Source organism: Paenibacillus rhizosphaerae (genome assembly GCF_014192015.1).
Lineage (GTDB): Bacteria > Bacillota > Bacilli > Paenibacillales > Paenibacillaceae > Paenibacillus_AQ > Paenibacillus_AQ rhizosphaerae.
In genome coordinates this window covers 1,247,823-1,263,965 of sequence record NZ_JACHXJ010000001.1, presented here as the reverse complement: position 1 = coordinate 1,263,965, position 16,143 = coordinate 1,247,823, and the positions used below count along the sequence as shown (strand labels likewise).

The following is a 16,143-nucleotide window of genomic DNA, read 5'->3' as shown; positions in this document are numbered from 1 at the left end:
CCAGGGTGCAGTAATCCCTGTCCGCGCAGCCGCGCCAACCGTCCGATCCGGACGTAAGGATGTCACTTTCCGGACTTTTGGAGCGGATCCGGAGCATTTCGCGTTTTGTTACGGTCCGGGGTTATATATAATGAAGAATAAAGCGCATTCATCATAGGAGGAGGCGTCAGAACAGAACTTCCATGCGGCTAATCATCCACCGTACCGGCAAACCTTATCCGGTCAAACATTACGTCAACATGCTGATTATCATTTTATTTACGGCGCTGGTCCTTGATTTTATGATCAGCTACGCATCAATCTCCATCGTCAAGCAGCAATCCGGCCGGAGCCTGCGGGATACAGCGGACTTGTACATCAACCGGATCAACCATGATTTCGCCTACATCAATCACTACATGGGCTGGTCGCTGGCCAATGACCAAATCATCGAGACGATGGATGAGAACGCTTCCGGTTCGGCCGAATTTCTAAAGTCCAACACCCAGCTTCATCAGCGCTTTACCGAGCTGCAGAAAAACTACGGCCAGGCGTATCATTTTTTCATCTATCTGAAGAACAAAGACTTTTTCCTGAACTGCGCTCCGTTAAGCATCGGGTATCCCGATTACTTGGAACTGAAGCGGCAGATCATTTCCTACGCCGAGGACAAAAATGTATACGACAAGTTTTATTCCCACTGGACGCCGATCCTTGTCCGGAACCAGTATTATATTCTCAATATCGTCCCTTATCATGACCGATATTTGATCTGCCTCATCTCTGCAGACGAACTGATCCGCCCGCTGCAGAGCATCGACATGGGGAAGAACGGCACCGTCTCACTCGTTGATGAACAGGGGAAAAATATTTCCACACCGATCCGCGTGGACGAGACGCAGGCGCTGGATGCCGCCAAGCCTTCCCCCTTCGGCCTTGCCCAGTCCCGGGCGGCCGTGACCAGCCGGTTCTCCGACGCTTCCTTCAGCGTTCAAATGATCGCCAAATACGGTACGTTCGAGAAAATTATGATCGCTCAGTTGGTGATCATTCTGCTGGCGCTGATGATCGCTATCGTTCTTTGTATCGTCATGCTCTACTTCAACAAACGGGTGCTGCGGCCGATCCAAAGCTTCTCGGATACGCTCGCCCGGTGGAACGAGGAAAGCGCCGCATTGGATTTTAAAAACAGCAAGATTATCGAACTGGAGCAGGCCAGCCAGCAGTTCAAGGATTTGATCGGACAAATCCGCAGGTTCAAAATCGATATGTATGAGCAGGAGCTGGAAAAGCAGCGGATCCAACTGGACTACATGAAACTGCAGATCAACCCGCACTTTTTTCTCAACTGTCTGACGAGCATGTACAGCATGGCCCAAATGCAAATGTATGGTGAGATCGAGCGGATGGCCATGTCTACAACCCAATACTTCCGCTACATCTTTCAGAACGGGCAAAATTTCGTGCGGCTGCAGGATGAAATCGAACATGTCCGCATTTACCTCGACATCCAGCGTCACCGGTACAGGAACGCCTTCGCCTATCATATTTCCCAAGATGCAGAAACCGGAGAAATCCGTATTCCGCCGCTCGTGCTGCAGACCTTCATTGAAAATGCCGTAAAATATGCCGTATCGCGCGTCACCGAGGCGAGCATTACGTTATCGGTCAGCCGGGAAATGCAGGGGGATCTAGCCAGGATCACGATCTCCGATTCGGGTCCGGGTTTTCCTCCGGACATTTTGGAACAGCTCATTCATGGTGGCCCGCTGCACGCGGAGAACGGCAACCGGATCGGTATTACGAACACGATACAGCGCCTTGCGCTGCTCTACAAGGGTCAAGCAGACGTCTCCTTCTCCAACCGCGAGGGTGGCGGAGCGGAAGTAACCATCACCATCCCCGTATTGCCGCCGGGAAGCCATTGATAAGGAGGAATCGCATGAACGTATTACTGGTGGATGACGATTATTTTGTCGTAACGGCGCTCGAAAGCAAAATCGACTGGGAAGCACTCTCCATCAAGCAAATTTACACCGCTTATAACGTGTCCCAGGCGAAGGAAATTTTGCAGCGGCACGCTGTGGACATTCTCATTTGCGATATCGAAATGCCGCAGGGCAGCGGGCTGGAACTGCTGGCCTGGATCCGGGAGGAGCGCTACCGGGTGCAGGCGATCTTCCTGACGAATTACGCGGATTTCAACTACGCCCAGAAAGCGATCGAACTGCAGAGCTTCGATTATTTCCTCAAACCGATCGAGTTTGATAAATTAGCCCTGATTATCCGCAAGGCGGCCAACAAAGCGAGCGAGGAACGGTCGATCGAGGAGGCTGCGCGCGAGGGACAGCTGTGGAAAAAAAACCAGAATCGCCTATTGGAGCTGTTCTGGCGCAAACTGATCACGGGCAAAAGCTTTCCCTCGGACCCTCAGGCCATTCAGCACGTTATGGATGAGCAGCATTTGTCTTACCAGCTGTCTGACCGGTTTTTGCCCCTGCTTATCAAAGTATTTCCTCACGACGGGAGCCTGGGCAAGGACGACAAGGATCTATTTGATTACGCCCTGCTCAACGTGCTGAACGAGCTGCTGCGGAGTCCCCTGTACAAGATCGAAACGATGCTGGAAACTACGGAGAACCACTGGATCGTCATTTTACAATGGAGCGCTGAGCCTTCTACTGATCAGGTCGTAGATACTTGCGCCTCCCTCATCCCCAAAGCCAACCGGTTCCTGAAGTGCGATGTATGCTGTCATTTGGGGCTCACTGCCAGCTTGGCAGCGGTGCACACCATGATCAGACAGCTGATTCATCACAATGAGGAAACGATCAACAGCCGCAATCAAGTCTTCCGTATCGATCACCGGCCGGTTGACAAGGCGGCCTATGTCCCGCCCAACCTGGAGCTGCTGGAAACCCTGCTGAGTGATGGGGATGCATCCGCATTTTGCGCGGAGATAAACCGGTATCTGCATGAACTGACCGGGCGCCAGGCGCTGAACGTGTCCGCACTGCGGCAGCTCCGGCTTGATCTGATGCAGATGATATACTCTTTTCTGAAGCAGCGGGAAATCCAGGCCCATAAGCTGTATTCCGGGAGTACCAACGATCAATTATTTCTGCAGTCGCTCCAATCGATCGAAGATATGGAGCAGTATATCGCCTATCTGGTAGATACCGCACTGGCGTACCGGACGTTTGCGGAAAAGCCCAACTCGGTCGTGGAGGAAATTAAACTGTATATCAGCAAGCACATCGGGGATGATCTGACGCGTAACAGCCTCGCCGAAACCGTCTATCTCAACCCGGATTATTTGGCGCGTTTATTTAAAAAGGAAACGGGTGTGCCATTAGGCAACTACATTATCGAAACCCGCATTCAGATGGCAAAGCATTGGCTTGCTACATCGCAAATGCCTGTTCACATGATCGCCGGGAAAGTTGGCTACGCGAACGACTCGTACTTTTCCAGGCTGTTCAAGCAGGAATGCGGCTGTACTCCTTACGAATTTCGGCACAGGCAGCAAAAAGACCACCTGGGCTAGGCGGTCTTGTCAAAAACACCATGCGGCTGTTCCTTGCAGTCGGGTCAAAGCATTATTATGTCGCCGGGCTGAGCTCCGTAAGCTCTTCTTCCTCGCTCTCTTCGCTCCCCACCCACAGCTCCACCAATCGGTCCCCATTGTACAGCTCGATGTTCAGTTCATCGGCATACTGGTAAGCACCGGCTGTGAATTCCCCGGTCGTCGCCACATACCCGCCGACGGCACCGCGCTTCACCATCTGGGAATGGACCACGGCAATGGGGCCGTAATCCACCGGATTCCGGTCGTCGGCACAGACGGCCAGCCCCAGGTACAAGCCATGATCGGTATGCTCCTCGATATCGATTCCGTAATTGCGTGATGCACGGGTGACATAGGTCCGTCCTCCCCTTACCGCTTCCATCATTTCAGCGACAAATGCTTCAAACTCCAAGGACCCGTCGTCCTTGTCTTCACCCTGTTCCTTTTTATATCGATGATATAAGCCGATTTTTAGCGTCTCTTTCATCTCGTCATGGGTTGTCAGCGTATCGATCGCACTGGATCTATAATGCATCAACATCCCTTTCTGGCGGAGATAGAGCAGCAGCCAGCAGACATTGGTCACGATTAATATACTGATGATCACAATCTTTCAACCTCCTTCTATGAAAATCAGTGTAACCAGCGCCGAACGTTTTCAGACCTTCACGCCAGGGACAACGAGAAAAGCTGCCTGCAGTTTTGACCTGCAGACAGCTTTATAATCGATATGATGACATATGAAATGATCAAGACACGATCTTTTATTCGATATAATCCTTTAATCGTTTGCTCCGGCTTGGGTGTCTCAGCTTCCGCAGCGCTTTCGCCTCAATCTGGCGGATGCGCTCACGGGTGACGCCGAATACTTTGCCGACCTCTTCCAGCGTGCGCGTTCGGCCGTCTTCAAGGCCAAAGCGCAGACGGAGCACGTTCTCTTCCCGCTCTGTGAGCGTGTCGAGCACATCGCCCAGCTGCTCCTTCAGGAAGGTGAACGCCGCAGAGTCAACCGGCGCGGGGGCGTCATGATCCTCAATAAAGTCACCCAGCTTGGAATCATGCTCGTCCCCGATCGGCGTTTCAAGCGAAACCGGATCCTGCGAAATTTTCATAATTTCACGAACCTTCTCTACGCTGAGCTCCATCGCCGCGGCGATTTCCTCAACTTCAGGCTCGCGTCCCAGCTCTTGAACCAGCTGCCGCGATATACGGGCCAGCTTGTTAATCGTTTCGATCATATGGACCGGGATCCGGATCGTTCTTCCCTGATCGGCAATGGCCCGTGTAATTGCCTGTCTGATCCACCATGTGGCATAGGTGCTGAATTTAAAGCCTTTCGTGTAATCGAATTTATCTACGGCTTTGATGAGCCCCATATTGCCTTCCTGGATCAGATCCAACAGCTGCATGCCGCGGCCCGCATATCTCCGGGCAATGCTGACAACCAGGCGCAGGTTCGCCTCAACCATAATTTTCTTGGCTTCCTCGTCCCCTTCGGCAACGCGCTTGGCCAGTTTGATTTCTTCTTCCGTGCTCAGCAGGCCGACACGGCCAATTCCCTTCAAGTACATACGCACAGAATCATCGTTCTTCATGCCCGTCGGCAGCAGCTCGACGTCAGCGTAGGGCTGATCTTGCTCCTGTTCATTCGACTCGGCTTGATTTCTCATCACTTCATCGCGTTCACGTTCTTCCATCATCCTGTACGTTCCTCCCCCTGAAAATAATCTCTCTGTATCGCTTGATACGGCTTTCTGAGGTCTAAAAAATATTGACAATCACTAATGGCTGTGATACGATAAAACATAATGATGTAATAATTTTTGGAGTACACATTATAATATCATATACGTACTTACATTTCAATATGTTTCATAGAATTTTGTCTTTTGGATGGAATTACATAATAAAGACCCGTTGGAGTAACGTTGATGTTCTCCTTCGGGTCTTTTTTGTTGGGTTTATCCGGAAGAAGAGCGGTAAATGATCCGGTACGGGATCTGCACTTTTTCCCTGGATCCACGGGTCACGAGCCCAAAAGCCTCCTCTCCTACCCGGAAGAGCTGATGGTCTACCGTGGTAAGCTGAAGGACTTGGCCAATCGGCTGATTTTCCTGTCCGACGATGGCGATATCATCCGGTATACGCAGTCCGGCAGAGAGAACATATTGGTGAATCCCGGCCGCCACTTCGTCCCCGTTGGCATACACGGCGGTCGGACGGTCTTTTCCGCCGAGAAACTGACAGGCTGCATCCATCCCATCCTTCAATGTGGTGCAGCCGTCCATACATCGGCCTGGCGGTATTTCCCCAAAAACGTCCCGGTAAGCCTGCATCGTCAGGTGGGTGCTGACGCTTGCTTCCCCTCTTGCCGTCGTGAACGCAACATCGGTGTGGCCATTGTTTTTTAGGAAGGAGAACACCTCCAGCGTCGCGGCATACCGGTCAATGTAGGCGCAGCCGATTTCCTCGAGTTCCGTATACTCGCAAGCTACGATGCGACCATATCCCGCAAAAGGGACAATGGACGACCAATCGTTGGCACGTGACGTGATGATAATGCCGTCGAGCAGTTTATTCTTCAGCATGGTCAAATACTCCAGCTCTTTCTCCGGATCATACCGGGTTGGAAGCACGGTCACGGTGTAATCTTCCTCTACCGATCTGTTCAATACGCCGCTTAGCATCCGGTCGAAAGCCGGATTGTTGTTGTACGGGATAATCACGCCGATGTTGCGGGTCCGGCCACGGATCAAATCGACTGCATTGCGGTTTGGCGTGTAATCCAGTTCGTCGATGGCTCTCTGGACGGCAGCTCTTTTCTCATGGGAAACATATGGATGCTGGTTGAGAACCCGGGACACCGTTGACACCGAAACACCGGCTCGTCTGGCGATTTCGTGAATGTTGGCCATAACTCCCTGCCTTCTGACTTTTTCATTTCGAATGGTTCCTTATTATATCGCGATGTCCCGGAACTTCAGTACTGATGTGGAACGAACGCCAGCGGTTTATTTATGCTGAGACTGAATGTCGTACTGGTCTGCCTGCAGCAAAAGTTTCTCGGTTGCTTGCCCCTGAATGACAATCCGTGCCCCGCTTACCATCGGCGCTCGCCCGTCCGGAAACCAAGGCCGATCGCGGTCCACCACGATCAACAAGCCTTCAGCGTCGCCCATCGCCGCAAATTGCCGGCCGTCGCCGCTCCACATGGACAGTCCCAGCGTCGTTTGAATCCGTTCCACCGCAGCGCCCACATCATCAACGGGGAGCCCGATTTCACTGATCCGCAGCAGCTGGCTGCTTGTGAAGTCTTCGTCTTCGGCGTTATCAAAGGAATGGTGGGCAATGAATTCGATCAGATTCTCATCCGGATCGTAAAAGTACAGGGCGTCGGCATTCCAGTTCTTGAAATGGAATTGATCCCCGTCCTGATCGCGGAACAGCCTAATTCCACGCTGAGCGGCCCATTTTTTTGCTGCGCCAAGCTGATTCGTCGGAATCGTAAAGGCAATATGGTACATCGATTGTTCGCCGGGTGCTGCCGCCTTCTGAAGAATGAGCTGGCTGCCGCCGGCTTGAATGGTGACCCTGTCCGGCTGTTCTTCAGCCACTGGAAGACCGAGCTTCTCGTCGTAAAATTGCTTCATTTCCGCAAAATTCCGAGTATTTATCGTTAGCTGTTGGATTTTCATCGTAATGGACCTCCCTGAGCCGCTGAAAATACAGCGTATTTCTCTAACGCCTGCATGCCGACATCCTAAAATGGTAAAACCATTCGCTAAGGGATCCAAACGCTCATCCACCTCCGCCGTGGTCAACGCGATGCTTCCCTCTTCCACGCATCTTTGAGCGATACGATCCGGTTGAACACCGGTACCGGCCCGGTCAGATCTTTGTGATCCAGGCAGAAGTAGCCTTGGCGGATAAACTGGTATTTGGCATCCGGCGAAGCATGTTTCATCCATGGCTCCATTATAGCTTGCCTGTAAACGATTTGGGAATCGGGTGATACCAGCTCTGCCCAATCGTTGTCCGATTCCGCCACGGCCGCTTCATCTTTCAGCAGACTGCCGTACAAGCGGATCTCGGCGGGAATGCCGTGAGCGGCGGACACCCAATGAATCGTCGACTTCACCTTTCTGCCGCTGAACCCGGTCCCGCTTTTCGTCTCGGGATCGTACGTGCAGTACAGCTCTATCACTTCACCGGTCTCCGGATGCTTGACGGCATGATGGCATTTTAAATAGTACGCCCCCTTCAATCGAACCTCGCTTCCCGCAAACAGGCGATGAAAGCCTGGTACCGGATGCTCCATAAAATCCTCCCGCTCGATATACAATTCTCGGGAAAAAGGGACCTCCCTGCCGCCAAGCGCCGGATCGGCATCGCTGTGGATGAGATGCAGCATTTCCACCTCATCCTTCGGATAATTCGTGATGACGACTTTAAGCGGATCAAGCACGGCCATAACAGCGACAGACTTATCTTTTAAGTCCTGGCGGATGAAGTGGTCGAGCATCGCGGCATCAACCGTGCTGCTCCCTCTCAGCATGCCCACTTCCCGCATGAACCTACGGAGGCCTTCCGGTGTAACGCCTCTGCGCCGCAGCCCCTTCAAGGTCGGAAGGCGGGGATCATCCCAGCCGTCGACGAATCCGCCTTCGACCAGCTCTCTGATGTACCTTTTGCTCGTGACCATTCCGGAAACGTTCAGGCGTCCGAATTCCCGCTGCTTCGGGGGTTCCGGCACTTCCAGCTCGCGCAGCACCCATTCGTACAAGGGTCGGTGATCCCTGAATTCCGCGGAGCACAACGAATGCGTAATGCCCTCGATGGCATCCTGAATCGGATGGGCAAAATCATACATCGGATAAACACACCACTCACTTCCTGTCCGGTAATGCTCGGCGTGGATGATGCGGTACAAGGCCGGGTCCCTCAAATTGATGTTGGGCGAAGACATGTCGATTTTGGCCCGCAGCACCTTGGCGCCGTCCGGGAACCGGCCTTCCTTCATTTGACGAAACAGGGACAGATTGTCCTCCACAGATCGCTCACGATAAGGACTGTTTCTTCCAGGATCCGTGAGCGTACCGCGGTATTCCGTCATTTCCTCTGCCGACAAATCGCAGACATAGGCCTTTCCTTTACGGATAAGCTTCAAAGCCGCTTCGAAGATCTCTTCCGAATAATCCGAGCCAAAGTACACCGGCAGGTCAAGCCCAAGCCACCGGACATCCTCCCGGATCGCCTCCACGTATTTCATGTCTTCCTTCAGCGGATTCGTATCATCAAACCGCAGATTCATCTTCCCGTGGAATGCTTCGGCAATGGCTGCATTCACGTGAATTGCATAGGCGCTTCCGATGTGTAAATAGCCGTTCGGCTCCGGCGGAAACCGGGTCGCGATCGGCCTTGAATACGTTGCGTTCTCCACATCCTCCATCACGGTTTTCGTCAGAAAGTCCACGGCCTCTTCTTTTCTTGCTTTTCCTTCCATAAACTGTACCCTCCTGCTCTTATATAAATCAAAAAGAAAACAAAAAAATCCCGCCTCCAAGACGCTGACGTCTTGGGGACGAGATTAAATTTCGCGGTGCCACCCCGGTTCGCGGATCTATCGCTACATCCGCCTCTTCGGGTACGGCATGAATTCATGCTTATACCCTAGCTCTGTAACAGGAGCTCCTGTCACACCATCCGAAGGGATAAGGTTCCCTCTTCCGATGCGCCGCTCGGAGGCTTGCTTCAATGACGGGCGGCCTGCTCCTTCACAGCTGCCGGAGCTCTCTGCAAGGCTGCCCGTGTCATCTACTCTTCTCTTCACCGCGTTTTCATTCCGTTTTGATTTTGACCATATTAACATCATTTTCGGCCATTGTAAACGGCATTATGCATGCTTTGGCCGGAAAGGGCGGGGATTAAATAACCTCCAGCCCGTCGTTATCCGGCAGCGGCGGATGCGGTATGTGCGGCTCGGACTGATACCAGTAAGCAACGGAGGCGATATCGTCCTGAAGCGGCAAATAGCGGCCGCCGGAACGCCAGCCGAGAGCCTGGATCGTTACCTTTAAATCCTGTTCAAACCGGATCGGGTCCATCACATGCCAGCGGTACATCCCGAATCGCTGCTGGCTCCGATACAGGCCGTCCGGTCTGATTTGCTGATGAAAGCCCAAATATGCAGTAGAAAACGCACCGTACTGTCCTTGTGGGTGCTCAAAGTTCCAGGCGCCGCCAAAATAGTCTTCGGTCCCGGTGCCGCAAATCGTCGGGAAATCGCGGTCTCCGTCCATATAGAACTTGATCTCGCCTTCTCCCCACCATCCGGTGTTGTTGACCTGCCAGGCGATGTAAGTTCCGACATACTGCCCCTTCCCTTTCACGCCATCCAGAAGCACATGGTCCTGCTTGTAAGGCAGGGGATTGCTTCGGCGCCATTGGGCGTGAAAATAGGCCGCATCCTCCGGCACTTCGGTTAGCGTATAAGTGAACTGGTAATACAATACTACGGGTTTGTCCATCCGATTCTCTACGGTAACCCGGGCCTTCTGCCGAAACGGCATCACCCAATAGCTGTTCATCCCGCCGGCGGGATTGACCGCCACAGGCAGGGAATTGACATTGCTCCGCTCGCACCATCCGTTGCAGAAGAAATCCCCGACAGGCACTTCAACGGAAGGCTCCTGTTCATCATCCCAATAAAAGCGAAGTATCAAGTGACGCCAGCTGTCCGGAAAGCAGGTCAGCCAGATGTGCTGAATGGCTCCGGATCCGTCGATTTCTGCAGCGGTAAACACCTCGCCCGGCTTGATCTCCACCGAAGGCGATATTTTCCATCCCTGACCCAAATCCCGTCCGGCATTCGCTCCGGTTCCCTGGGTAGCCATGCCGCCCTTTCCTTTAGCTCCCGTCACATTTTCCGCACTAATCGATCTCGTTTGTGCGGAGGACATCCGGAATAGATTACCTAGACCCATATTCAGTCCGTTAAAAGGTTCCATGCTCATCTCTCCTGTCATTGATCAAATCGCATTTTTCATTAAAGCGGTTACAAGTCATTCTACAAGCGTTTCTCCTCTTTATCGATGTTGGGACTTGTTATTTGTTATCCATTCTTGCTATTGTCAGAAATAAGAACCGCCAAATTGCTGTCAGAGTGGACACCCGGGGTACGGGACCACTTAAAGGAGGGAGCTGTCAAAGCGTATGGACCGGCAACAGCTGCTGCAGGCCTTGTCCCCCTATGTACGAAGGGCGTGGCATCACAAAGTTGACCGCATGAAACTGGCGCCGCGGATCATTTTTGATTACGAACTGCTGTATGTTGAACAAGGTGAGCTCGATATCCGGATTGCTGGGGATTTACTGACTGTGTCTCCAGGCGACCTGCTGCTATTCAAGCCCGGAATTGAGCATGAATTTGTCCGTTCCAGGGGAGCCTGCTGGATGCCCCATATTCATTTCGACGCCCTGTTTTATGAGGACTACGAGGAGGTACCGATCAACTTCAAGCTGCGAGCGGAATGCAATCCTCAGGAGCTCTTATGGCTCCGGCCGGATTGGCTGGGTTCCGTGCTGGAAATCCCCCATCTGATCCGGGTTCAGAACCATGCGGAAATTCATCAGGAGCTGATGCGGCTCATTCACGCTTACGAGCGCCGGGATGCCGAATTTCCGCTGCTGCAGAAATCGCTCGTGCTGGATATTCTGTATTTGGTCATCAAGGGCCTGAAGGCGGCCGGACATGACCGGCTCTCGCTGCATCAGGGTGCGATGGAGCGGGCGGTGACCCACATCATGGAGCATTATGATACCGTGATCCGGCTGGAGGACTTGTCCAAAACGGCCTGCTTGAGCCTGTATCACTTTTCGCGCATATTCAAACAGACGTATGACGTGTCCCCGCATCAATTCCAGATCCGGTACCGGATGGAGCGGGCCAAGGAGCTGATGATGTACAGCCGGTTGTCCCTCTCCGCGATTGCCGAGCAGGTTGGTTACAGCAGCATTTACGCTTTCAGTAAAGCTTTTAAGTCCGCCTGCGGCATCTCTCCGAAAAAATACATGAGCACCCATGCCTCCATGGGTGCTTCGGAAATCCATTAAGCCGCTGACGGTAAACGCGCAGCGGCCTTTTTTCTACTTTGCCGTTGTGGCAGCTTGCACCAGCTTATCCAAAGTGCCGCTTCCAAGTTCCCCGAGCCTCACAATTTATTTCCTTGATTTCGGCGGCGTTCTTCAGCCAGCTACCACGGATGCTCAACATCCTTATACTGTCAATCATGTTTTCGTCCTAAAAGTGCAATTCAATTACTTCCAAACACGTCTAAGCTTAAACATTTCCTGAATATACCCCCACATCGAAACTGGGCTCATAATCATTTGATATAACAATACATAAGCAATAAAACCCAAGTAGTTTTTCCGAATTTTCAAATCTAATGCTTTAAATACCCGCTTCTGATACAAATATAAAATAAAATTAACTGCAAAGGTTAGAGGAAGAACCAGAACCGTCATAATACCCACAATATAATAATATCCGAAAAAAGCTAGGATCAGGCCGGGTAACCAAACTAATGTATAGACAGCATCTAAATATGGCATCACAAAATTGCAAAAAGTTAAATATCTTGTATACGGAGAAGGTTGGCTCCAAGGTTTCACAAGCTTCAAAGCTTCAATCATACCTCTAGCCCAGCGACTTCTTTGCCTAACGAAATGTTTGAAATTTTCTGGTACTTCTGTGAATGCAACCGCCATCGGCTCGAAATAAACCCTCCAATTGTTTGAAAGGAATCTCCAGGTTAGCACTATATCTTCCCCGATCGCATCTGGCCATCCTCCAACTTGCTTAACCGACTCTGTTCTGTATAATGAGAAGGCTCCTTGTGCTACTAGTGTTCCTTGAAACAACCCCTGTAATCTTTTGATACTGGCGATTCCTAAAAAGTAGTCCCACTCTTGAATTTTTGCCAAGAATTTCCCTCGGCTGTTCCGAACCAAAACAGCACCAGCCACCGCGCATACATCGGCAGGTGAAGATAAAAACCGTGCCACTATATTTCTAAGTGCTGATTTATGGAGAAGCGTATCTGCATCCAATGTAAGCATTAATTCCGTTTCAACATGAGCAAGAGCGCTATTTAAAGCAAAATTTTTCCCAGGTATACTTTCGTGAAGAACTGTAAGTTTTATTCCGAACTCTTTTCCAGCAGCCTTAGCAACTTCAGCGGTCTGATCGGTAGAGTTATTATCGATTACAATAACGTTGATTTCACCACTATAGTCCTGATTTGCAATGTACCGTAGCGTGTTCTTTATACCCGCTTCTTCATTGTAACAAGCTACTAAAATGGATAAATGTTCTGATGGATCAGAATTTTTCGCTTTTGGCTGTTTATCTAGTAAGAGGCTTGAAACCATAAAGGCGTTCATATATCCCGGTATATATGAAATACCCACAATAATCAAAATGGCAGCTGGCATTGTAATAAGTACACCGAGGTCGCGGATCCACGGGATGGAGACGAAGATTGATATTATTACCCATAGAGCAGCTAACCCATGGCTTAGATAAAATTTAGCTTTTACTGATACGTATCGTGTATATTTTTTTGATGTAGGTGGTATATTGGTATTGGCAATTTTTGAATTGTTATGTTCAATGATCTTGCTCATTTTACTCTCCGTTTCTATTTTTTCACATGGTCAGAATAAGCGAGGCCTAGCGCCACCTATGGCGACTAACTTGTCCAAGGTTAACGAATTAATAACGGCTGCCGAAGCTTTCGCAGCGATCAAATCCCGATTCATACAAACTCCGGTTATCCGCCATTTCGATCGCCACGATCCCTCTGGGTTGATGGCTTTTCGATGTTTTCTTTTTTCTCCTAAAGGGGCTCCCCCTTCCTATTATGTAAAAAACGACTGTAGGATATGACCACCTGCCGTCCCAACCAGCCGATATCACGCTGATTGCCGATTTGCATTCTACGAACTTCGAACCGCCTCCGTTTGTTTACGAACGACATCGTCGGCGAAAATGGAATTCCTTGTAGATACTTCCCTAGTCCACCCAGCACATGTCCACGTTGCTCTTCGCCAGGACCGAGAGCACCAGCCACACGGCCGGTTTTCTGGACGAAAAGTCTTTCATTACTTTCATAGATATCTCCTTCGACTCACTCTTAAGTCCTACCAAAAGAATAACGTGTAGACCCTATGCAACAAATGACAAAAAGATGTCAATTTTTCGACATTCGAACGTTAATCCCAGGTTCCCGGCTGAATCGAATCGGACTGCCGGTATCTTCTCAATCGCTGAAATCCTTTGGAATGCTCCGATTTCCGCTGTTCCAGCAATAGTTTAACCCCCCTGATCAAATAACGGTAGCGCAATTCATCCTCATGACTAAGTTTACGCATTTCAGTAAAGTAACGGTCGAACATCCTAATAACCACTCCATTTATCTATGTGTGCAGAACTAGATAGATTGAACTAAAGTTTACATTAAACTACCTGCTATACGGCCCAAAAAGGCATGATAGCATTGATTTCTTTAGTTCATTCTATATAGATTACTAGATTCAACTGTACAAATTCTGAACATGCCCATGGTCCTGATTAAAACCGGAGGTTTTCAAGTCCGTACCGATTCGGCAAATACGAAAAAAATGCTGCCGGAAAGTTCATCAAGAACCTTCCGGCAGCACTGTTCCAAGCTTTATTTCTGTCCCTTCTTCGCCTGTTCTTCCATGTAATTGCGCATCCTCCGCATATATTCCGGCGCATCCATCGGGTCGGCGGCGAGCATTTCAATGATGCAGAGCTTTCCGGCCCGCTCCCGGTCCGCTTGAGCGAACGCCTGCTCAAGCTCCTCGTTTGTCCGCACCGTCGCCGTAAACGCCTCTCCGCCGAAGGCTTCGGCCAGCTTCGTGTACGACCAGCGGGGAATCTGGTTGTAGCGCTGATTCTCCGTCTTCACGTTCAAATATTTTTCGATGGTGTATCCGTCATTGTTCAGAACGAAAATGATCGGCTTGCAGCCATAATACAGCATCGAGCTGATCTCCTGCGCAGTCAGCTGGAGCGAGCCGTCCCCCGTAAACAGCAGCACCCTGCGGTCCGGTGCGGCAATGCAGGCACCATAGGCTGACGGCGTAGCATAGCCGATCGACTGCCAGCCTCCCTGCGTAATATACGTAACGTTCCGGGGCAGCCGTACATAAGCCATGCCGTTATAGAATGTTCCCGTCTCGGCAACGACGATGTCCCCTTCCTTCAGCATGCGCTGAATTCTCGGATAATACGTCGAAGCGAGCAGCGGCGCTTCGGGTTCACCCGTAACTTGATCATACGGAAACGCCCCCTTGCCGGCGGCCCCGCTGCCTTTATAACCGATCTTTTGTAGCTCCAGCAGCATATCTGCAGCCAGCACGTTCGGGAACTCAGCCCCTCCCACCTTGACCATCTTGGGCTGAATATCGACAGTTACGAGCGGATTCAATTTGGCGGTATATGTGCCCGTATTGCTGTCCGCCCATACCATGCCGACCGCAATGACGCAATCGGACTGCTCCACCGCCATTTGTACTTCAGACGCTCCGAACGAACCACCATACACCCCGATATAGTTGGGATGCGACTCATCGAACGCCCCTTTACCGAACATCATCGACGCCACCGGAATATTCATGGCATCTGCCAACTGGCGCACCGCCGTTTGAAGTCCGAAACGCATCGCATTTACGTCAACCAGCAATACCGGCTTGCGGGCTCGACCAAGCAGCTGACGCACCTGATCCGCCGCCGCTTGAAGAGTCGTCAGGTTGGACGAGGGTCTTGGCGGTGTCGGTTCCCCCCTTGCCATGACCGGCTTTGAGACCAAGTCGTCGGCGATCACCAGATAGACCGGCTTTTTCTTTTCCTTGGCGATCCGGATAGCCGTTGGAATTTCGATCTCGGCATTCTCCGGCGTCACCGCGGCCGTATAGGCCGTAATCGGCTCATACACCTTGCGAAAGACGTCAAAATTGCCGTCCATCAAGGTGTGGTGCATCAGCTTGTGCTCCTTCTGATCCTTGTCCGGAGGGGATCCGACGATATGAATCAGCGGAATGTGCTCGCTGTTCGCACCTGCGATCGCGTTGGTAGCGCTGAGTTCTCCAACACCGAACGTCGTAATCAGCGCCGAAATGCCTTTGATCCTGGCGTAAGCGTCTGCCGCGTATCCCGAGTTCAATTCGTTTCTTCCATTGATAAATTCGATGCCGTTATACTGTTCCAGCGTATCGAGCAGGGTAAAATTATAATCCCCGGGAACGCCGAAAATTTCGGTGATTCCCTCAAGCTTCAAGCAATCAAACAAATACTGGCCCAGCGTTTTCTCTGTGGTGCCGGATTTCAGATTGGCGCTTCCCGTCGCCGTCATGTTACCCATCGGTCGCTCACTCCTTATCCATTTCTTGGGCTGCTTCTGTATAACATTACCCTTTCCGTGGACAGGTTATTCTGCACAAGGTTTCAAATCTCTCACCAGATTGGAACATATAAAAAAAAAGACCTTGGCACATGTCGTATGCCGCGG

Annotated in this window: 11 protein-coding genes and 1 other annotated feature; of the genes, 3 read left to right on the top strand and 8 right to left on the bottom strand. The window is 51.2% G+C overall.

Going from position 1 to position 16,143, the window contains the following annotated elements; all coding sequences use genetic code 11:
* The first annotated feature begins 182 nt into the window (after positions 1-182).
* Both FHS19_RS05525 and FHS19_RS05520 read left to right on the top strand, forming a co-directional pair.
* On the top strand, positions 183-1,907 hold the full coding sequence (locus FHS19_RS05525; RefSeq protein ID WP_183579734.1) for a sensor histidine kinase: 1,725 nt from the start codon (positions 183-185) through the stop codon (positions 1,905-1,907).
* A gap of 14 nt (positions 1,908-1,921) precedes the next feature.
* A complete protein-coding gene (locus FHS19_RS05520) occupies positions 1,922-3,526 on the top strand; it encodes a response regulator (protein ID WP_183579731.1) in 1,605 nt (534 codons plus the stop codon).
* Positions 3,527-3,581: 55 nt separating this feature from the next.
* On the opposite strand, the gene FHS19_RS05515 is transcribed toward FHS19_RS05520, so the two are convergent.
* From FHS19_RS05515 to FHS19_RS05490, 6 genes are all read right to left on the bottom strand, one after another.
* Positions 3,582-4,154, bottom strand: coding sequence for a restriction endonuclease (locus FHS19_RS05515; RefSeq protein ID WP_312887148.1), 573 nt, complete (start codon positions 4,152-4,154; stop codon positions 3,582-3,584).
* Positions 4,155-4,311: 157 nt separating this feature from the next.
* Positions 4,312-5,217, bottom strand: coding sequence for an RNA polymerase sigma factor RpoD (gene rpoD, locus FHS19_RS05510; RefSeq protein ID WP_376771837.1), 906 nt, complete (start codon positions 5,215-5,217; stop codon positions 4,312-4,314).
* 291 nt (positions 5,218-5,508) lie between these two features.
* Positions 5,509-6,462: a LacI family DNA-binding transcriptional regulator gene (locus FHS19_RS05505; RefSeq protein ID WP_183579725.1), complete on the bottom strand. Its 954-nt coding sequence runs from the start codon at positions 6,460-6,462 to the stop codon at positions 5,509-5,511.
* A gap of 96 nt (positions 6,463-6,558) precedes the next feature.
* Positions 6,559-7,242 (bottom strand): VOC family protein, encoded by a 684-nt coding sequence (locus FHS19_RS05500; protein WP_183579722.1) that lies wholly within the window; start codon positions 7,240-7,242, stop codon positions 6,559-6,561.
* Between the two features lie 122 nt (positions 7,243-7,364).
* A complete protein-coding gene (locus tag FHS19_RS05495) occupies positions 7,365-9,050 on the bottom strand; it encodes a glutamine--tRNA ligase/YqeY domain fusion protein (protein ID WP_183579718.1) in 1,686 nt (561 codons plus the stop codon).
* Between the two features lie 71 nt (positions 9,051-9,121).
* Positions 9,122-9,386 (bottom strand) — a binding site (T-box leader).
* 85 nt (positions 9,387-9,471) lie between these two features.
* The gene (locus tag FHS19_RS05490) at positions 9,472-10,554 is read right to left on the bottom strand and encodes a glycoside hydrolase family 172 protein (RefSeq protein ID WP_183579715.1); all 1,083 of its coding nucleotides are present in this window, start codon (positions 10,552-10,554) and stop codon (positions 9,472-9,474) included.
* A 205-nt stretch (positions 10,555-10,759) separates the two neighbouring features.
* On the opposite strand from FHS19_RS05490, the gene FHS19_RS05485 reads away from it, so the two are divergent.
* Entirely contained in the window at positions 10,760-11,659 is a 900-nt protein-coding gene (locus FHS19_RS05485; RefSeq protein ID WP_183579712.1) for a helix-turn-helix transcriptional regulator, read from the top strand.
* A 204-nt stretch (positions 11,660-11,863) separates the two neighbouring features.
* On the opposite strand, the gene FHS19_RS05480 is transcribed toward FHS19_RS05485, so the two are convergent.
* Entirely contained in the window at positions 11,864-13,234 is a 1,371-nt protein-coding gene (locus FHS19_RS05480; RefSeq protein WP_183579709.1) for a glycosyltransferase family 2 protein, read from the bottom strand.
* A gap of 1,046 nt (positions 13,235-14,280) precedes the next feature.
* The gene (locus FHS19_RS05470; RefSeq protein ID WP_183579703.1) at positions 14,281-15,996 is read right to left on the bottom strand and encodes an alpha-keto acid decarboxylase family protein; all 1,716 of its coding nucleotides are present in this window, start codon (positions 15,994-15,996) and stop codon (positions 14,281-14,283) included.
* Positions 15,997-16,143: the final 147 nt, after the last annotated feature.

Coding starts and splice junctions, on each gene's coding strand:
- FHS19_RS05525 (WP_183579734.1), top strand. CDS start 183: ATGCGGCTAATCATCCACCGTACCGGCAAACCTTATCCGGTCAAACAT.
- FHS19_RS05520 (WP_183579731.1), top strand. CDS start 1,922: ATGAACGTATTACTGGTGGATGACGATTATTTTGTCGTAACGGCGCTC.
- rpoD (WP_376771837.1), bottom strand. CDS start 5,217: ATGAGAAATCAAGCCGAGTCGAATGAACAGGAGCAAGATCAGCCCTAC.
- FHS19_RS05505 (WP_183579725.1), bottom strand. CDS start 6,462: ATGGCCAACATTCACGAAATCGCCAGACGAGCCGGTGTTTCGGTGTCA.
- FHS19_RS05500 (WP_183579722.1), bottom strand. CDS start 7,242: ATGAAAATCCAACAGCTAACGATAAATACTCGGAATTTTGCGGAAATG.
- FHS19_RS05495 (WP_183579718.1), bottom strand. CDS start 9,050: ATGGAAGGAAAAGCAAGAAAAGAAGAGGCCGTGGACTTTCTGACGAAA.
- FHS19_RS05490 (WP_183579715.1), bottom strand. CDS start 10,554: ATGGAACCTTTTAACGGACTGAATATGGGTCTAGGTAATCTATTCCGG.
- FHS19_RS05485 (WP_183579712.1), top strand. CDS start 10,760: ATGGACCGGCAACAGCTGCTGCAGGCCTTGTCCCCCTATGTACGAAGG.
- FHS19_RS05480 (WP_183579709.1), bottom strand. CDS start 13,234: ATGAGCAAGATCATTGAACATAACAATTCAAAAATTGCCAATACCAAT.
- FHS19_RS05470 (WP_183579703.1), bottom strand. CDS start 15,996: ATGGGTAACATGACGGCGACGGGAAGCGCCAATCTGAAATCCGGCACC.